6 protein-coding genes are annotated in these 5,089 nt (G+C 66.7%); 2 read left to right on the forward strand and 4 right to left on the reverse strand.

The window, feature by feature from the left end; all coding sequences use genetic code 11:
- The coding region (locus tag AC5RWT_RS34340) for a catalase-related domain-containing protein (RefSeq protein WP_494084127.1) at positions 1-527 on the forward strand (527 nt) is incomplete at its 5' end.
- A gap of 79 nt (positions 528-606) precedes the next feature.
- Here the strand turns inward: AC5RWT_RS34340 and AC5RWT_RS34345 are convergent.
- On the reverse strand, positions 607-984 hold the full coding sequence (locus AC5RWT_RS34345) for an ankyrin repeat domain-containing protein (protein WP_494084132.1): 378 nt from the start codon (positions 982-984) through the stop codon (positions 607-609).
- 242 nt (positions 985-1,226) lie between these two features.
- Positions 1,227-1,811, reverse strand: coding sequence for a TetR/AcrR family transcriptional regulator (locus AC5RWT_RS34350; protein WP_494084128.1), 585 nt, complete (start codon positions 1,809-1,811; stop codon positions 1,227-1,229).
- Positions 1,812-2,084: 273 nt separating this feature from the next.
- On the opposite strand from AC5RWT_RS34350, the gene AC5RWT_RS34355 reads away from it, so the two are divergent.
- The gene (locus AC5RWT_RS34355) at positions 2,085-2,324 is read left to right on the forward strand and encodes a hypothetical protein (RefSeq protein WP_494084129.1); all 240 of its coding nucleotides are present in this window, start codon (positions 2,085-2,087) and stop codon (positions 2,322-2,324) included.
- A 21-nt stretch (positions 2,325-2,345) separates the two neighbouring features.
- On the opposite strand, the gene AC5RWT_RS34360 is transcribed toward AC5RWT_RS34355, so the two are convergent.
- Positions 2,346-3,773 carry an FAD-dependent oxidoreductase gene (locus AC5RWT_RS34360; RefSeq protein WP_494084130.1) on the reverse strand — a complete coding sequence of 476 codons (1,428 nt, stop codon included), beginning with the start codon at positions 3,771-3,773 and terminating at the stop codon, positions 2,346-2,348.
- Positions 3,774-3,940: 167 nt separating this feature from the next.
- A complete protein-coding gene (locus AC5RWT_RS34365; RefSeq protein WP_494084131.1) occupies positions 3,941-5,014 on the reverse strand; it encodes an Imm61 family immunity protein in 1,074 nt (357 codons plus the stop codon).
- Positions 5,015-5,089 lie beyond the last annotated feature (75 nt).

The following is a 5,089-nucleotide window of genomic DNA, read 5'->3' on the forward strand; positions in this document are numbered from 1 at the left end:
ACATCACCCGGATCGTACTTCCAGTATTTGTCCGCCCGGTCCATCCGCTCAAACAACCGCTTGCCTTGTTCGACCTTGCCCAGATGCAGCATGACTTCTACCCGCGCGGCGCCGGCCTGGTCAACTCCTTCCACCGTGACGGCGCCATGCGCGTTGACGGCAACCAGGGCGCGACCCCGGGCATCAATCCGAACGGCTACGGCCGCTGGCAGGAACAGCCGGCCTACCGCGACCCGGCCCAGGCCGTGGGAGCTGTGGCCGACCGGTTCAACTTCCGCGAGGATGACGACAATTACTACGAGCAGCCCGGCATCCTCTTCCGTGAGAAGATGACCGCCGAGCAGCGGCAGGTACTCTTCGAGAACACCGCCCGTGCCATCGACGGCGCTTCCCAGGCGACCATCGAACGCCACATCGCCAACTGCACCAAGGCCGACCCGGCCTACGGCGAAGGCGTGCGCAAGGCCATCGAAGCCCTGCAGGCCGGCAAGATTTCCCCGGTCGACGTGAACACGGACTCGGCCTAACGCCTAAGCCCGTGACGGCATGAAACTGCCCGGGACCAGCCATTGCGGCCGGTCCCGGGCAGTTTTTTGTTGCAGAACCTTACTTCTCCAGCAGGTGCTCGCGGCCGAACATTTTGGCGGCATCGCGGGCGGTCGGGGTGCCGGCATCCACGTCCGCTCCGGCTGCCAGCAGCTTGGCCACGACTGCGTCCTCGCCCTTGAACAGGGCACCGGCAATCGGAGACTGGTCCCGGATGTTGCGGATATCCGGGTTGGCCCCGCGCTCCAGCAGCATGCCCACGGTCTCTTCCTGCCCGTGGTAGGCAGCCAGCATCAGCAGGGTGTTGCGGTCCGGGTCCAGCGCATCAACGGGGAACCCGTGGTCGAGGAACTCCACCAGTTCGCCCGTCCTGCCCTCGCGGGCCAGGTCCATTGCCAGGCTGACAACCCGTTGGGTCTGTTCTTCATCGAGCGGCATTTCGTTCGTCACTCCCCCAGCCTATGCGAGCCCGCACCGAATCACGACGGCGGGGCGCCGGGCGCGGGGAGGGGGCGGAGTGCGCTTGCCGTCGGGCGACGGAGGGCGCTTGCCAACCGGCGCCGGAGGGGCGCCCGCCGCCAGGCGACGGAACCGGTGGGTGCAGACCCCTGAGCAACGGGCCCGTTCGGACTTTTATTCAGCGACCCAAGGCAAGCCGCTGCGTGGGCGGGAGCATCCTGTTACCCAGCAGCCGCCAGCAAGCGTTCCAGCAGCAGGTCAAAGGCTGCCGCCGGCTCCCCCGACTGGTCCGTGACCACCTGCCCGAACCACAGGCCGCACAAACCGGCGGCGAACAGCGTTCCTTCCGCCGCTGCCCTCTGCTCCCCTGCCCCGCGGGACCGGAGCCACCCGGTTGCCGCATCGCGCCACAGGACGAACCCCGGCGGGCGCAGGGGTGGGCCGGTGCGGTGTGCCTGGGTGGCTGCCTGCTGGATGGCTGCTTCGAAACCCAAACGCTGCAGGGCGCGGCTGTGCGGAGTCTGCGACCGCTCCCAGACCTGACGCAGCAGCCGCCGCAGTTGCGGTCCGTCCAGGCCCGCGAGTTGCTCCGGCGTCGGCGCGGAGAGATCGGTTTGCACCCGGTGCACGATCTCTTCGAGCAGCTGTTCGCGGTGCCCGAAATGATAGACCAGCATGTAGCTGCTGATGCCCAGGGCCTCGGCCAACGGGCGAAACGACAGGTCGGCCAGGTTCTTGTCCTGCAGGTAGTCCAGAATGTCTTCGAGCAGTTGCGGCTTGCGCTGCGGATTCTGCGGCCTGGCCATAGGGGTGCCCCTGCCTCCTTTTGCTCGGACGTAGAACCGGCGGGGAACCAGGGACCGGCCTGAAGCCCATCCGGGCGCCTGCGGTCGCTGTGGTTATCCGGCCCGGCTTCAGCATAGTCGCTGTGATGGGAGGACGGATTGAAAGGTTCTTCTGCGACTTGCCGGAACACCTCGCACACTTATGGCCGGCGGCTCCCATACTGAGTGGAAGGGCCGCAACGGGGGTACCGGACACTATGCCGGCGGCCGGCAGCATAGCGAGCAAGGATGACGATGGTGGCTCCAGTACAGTCTCTGCTGCAGCGGTTCGGAGGGCGCCTCCGGGCGTGGCTCCACCGTCCGGCTCCCGCTATGCAACCCGGAGCGGATGCTTTGCCGCCGGATCCGTATCTCACGCTGCTCCGCAGCCTGCGTTTGGCCTACCCTGAAGCCCGCCTCAGCACACCAGGCGACGACAAAGTACACGTGGAGCTGCCGGGCGGCGACATTCTGCGCTTCTACGTCAAGCGCTAGCCGCCACCCGGGGCCGCTGCATCAGTGGTGCGAAATCTTCACCATCTCTTCGCGCGGAACCACCTTGACCCGTTCGCGCTCGACGGCGGAAGCACCGCCGTCGTTGTTCTCAGGGACAAAAGAAGCTCCGAGCTCGCGCTCGTGGGCGTCCAGCTTCAACCAGCCTTCCCACGTGGTGTAGGCGACGCCGCGCTCCTCCAGCAACTTGATGATGGCCTCCTCGCCGGGCTCGTCGGCGGCCGGCAGGTCCAGCCTGTCCTCCAGCAGGAAGCCGATGGTCTCCAGCGCATCGCCCTTGGTGTGGCCGATCAGGCCCACCGGTCCGCGCTTGATCCAGCCGGTGGCGTAGATGCCGGGTACCGGGTTGCCGTCCGCGTCCACCACGCGGCCGCCCTCGTTGGGGATCACGCCGCGGCGGGCATCGTAGCCGACTTCGGGCAGTTCGGAACCGAAATAGCCAATGGCCCGGTAGACCGCCTGGACCGGGTACTCCACGATTTCGCCGGTGCCGCGGACGTTGCCGGTGCCGTCCAGCTCGTTGCGTTCGAACCTGATCGCCGCCACGTGGCCGGCGCCGTCGCCGGTGCCTTCCACGATCTCCAGCGGCGTGTGCAGGAAGTGCAGGTGCAGCCGGCGGGAAGCGCCGGTGTCCTGCTCTTCCACCAGCCAGTTGGTGAGCGTATTGACCATGGTCTTGGTCTGGTTGTTGGTGCGGATTGCTTCGTCCGAGCCCTCGTCGAAGTCGAAGTCCTCCGGGTAGAGCACGATGTCCACGTCGCGCGAATGCGACAGCTCGCGCAGCTCCAGGGGCGTGAATTTGACCTGGGCCGGGCCCCGACGACCGAAGATATGCACGTCGGTGACCGGCGAGCCCTTCAGGCCGCGGTACACGTTGTCCGGGATCTCGGTGCTGAGCAGGTCGTCGGCGTGCTTCGACAGCATGCGGGCCACGTCCAGCGCCACGTTGCCGTTGCCGATCACGGCAATCTCCTTGGCGTCCAGCGGCCATTCCCGGGGCACGTCCGGGTGGCCGTCGTACCAGGACACAAAGTCAGCAGCGCCGTAGGATCCTTCGAGCTCAACGCCGGGGATGTCCAGTGACGCATCCTTGATGGCGCCGGTGGCAAAGATTACGGCGTCGTAGAAGTGCCGGAAATCGCTCAAGGTCAGGTCGCGGCCATAGTCGACGTTGCCCAGGAAGCGGATGTCGCCGCGGTCCAGCACCTTGTGCAGGGCATTGACGATGCCCTTGATCCGAGGATGGTCGGGGGCAACCCCGTAGCGGATCAGGCCATACGGTGCCGGGTAGCGGTCGAAGAGGTCGATGCTGACCTCGAAGTCCCGTTCGGCCTTGGTGAGGATGTCAGCTGCGTAAACGCCGGCTGGTCCGGCGCCGATGATAGCCACCCTCAGGGGACGCTGGGTAGTGGCCTCGGCAGAGTTAGACACGGGCAGTCCTTCTTCTTCGTGGAATCCTCCTGCGCAATAAGCGCACAGTTTCCTATTCTAAATGCCCGCCCGTTTCCGTCCTAACAGTGTGCCCTGTATCTCAACGGCCCGTCCGGCCGATCGGGGTCAGGGACCGCTGGGTTCGCCAGGGCCTTGCGTCACCGGCTCTAGCCGGCAGCTGCCAGGCGATCCGGGCCGAACAGGGGTGAACCGTCGTCCGACTCGATGGACGCCAGCAGCTCGTCAAGGGGCGCCCCCGAGTAATACGTCAGATGGCGGGCTCCCGTGCCGGTCGGGAAGAAAGCGCGAAACTCCCCGATTTCACTGGGGCCGGTGATCGTGACCGGGCAGGGCTGGTCAGGGTCCTCGACCGTGCAGCCGTATCGGTCCGAGTAAGGGAGGAATCCGCCGCCGGAGTCTGCCGCTTCCAGGAACCGGTTGGCGCGGCCGCAGAGGAACAGCAGGCAGCGGGTCAGGATGTCAGAGTCGGCGGTGCGAACGTAGGACCTCTTCCGGTCCGCGTTGTCGTGCGGCATCTCGAAGTCCAGGAGATACCCATCAGTCGTCGCACTGACAGTGGTGCGCTCTCCGGCCGCGTTCATGAAAGCCCAGTGATCGTCCCGGACCAGGGGTTCGGCCACGGCCGCGTACGCAATGGCTTTGTCCATCCGTTCAGGCGGCAGCCCGGCCAGTTGGCCCGGCAGTTCGGTGAGCGGGTGCCCGGGCCGGCCAGGCCCGAACAGCGGCGCGCCGTCAGGAGCGACGAGCGAGGTGAGGAGCGACTGCAGCGGAAGGGCGCCGTACCGGCTGAAGATCCGCGCGTCCCGTGCAACTGGAAAACGCGCCGTGATAATGCCGCCCATCGCCGCTTTTTCGAGAACCGCAGGCGACTGACGGGGCTTGGTCGCCACCTCCCAGCCGCTGGAGTCATCCGTCCCCTGGTCGGACAAGGCCAAGAAGCGCAGGCCGTGGCGCTTGCGGTGCCAGAACGCCGCGCGGTACAGCAGGCAGCGCAGCAGCACCTCCGGGTCCGTGGTGCGGACGTACTCCCACCGCGCCGGCCAGTACCGCGCGATGACGTCCCGGAAGACGAACCCGTCGGCCTCAACTGCGACAGACATCCGGACACCGTGTTCGTTCCGCACCGTCCAGACGCCGTCCTCGACGGAGGCGGTGCCGCCGAACCACCCTGCGGCGGTTGCCAGCAGTCCCTCGTCCAACTGCCCCAGCTGGGCAGCCACGTCAGAAGTCCGAGGCCCGGAGCAGAGCCTCCGGGCCGGCTGGGTCAACCACAATCGAAAGCCCGGGTGTCTTGT

This window comes from Arthrobacter sp. Dra40 (assembly GCF_059091905.1).

Excerpts from the sequence above, each read along its gene's own strand:
- AC5RWT_RS34345 (WP_494084132.1), bottom strand. The coding sequence starts at position 984 with ATGCCGCTCGATGAAGAACAGACCCAACGGGTTGTCAGCCTGGCAATG.
- AC5RWT_RS34350 (WP_494084128.1), bottom strand. The coding sequence starts at position 1,811 with ATGGCCAGGCCGCAGAATCCGCAGCGCAAGCCGCAACTGCTCGAAGAC.
- AC5RWT_RS34355 (WP_494084129.1), top strand. The coding sequence starts at position 2,085 with ATGGTGGCTCCAGTACAGTCTCTGCTGCAGCGGTTCGGAGGGCGCCTC.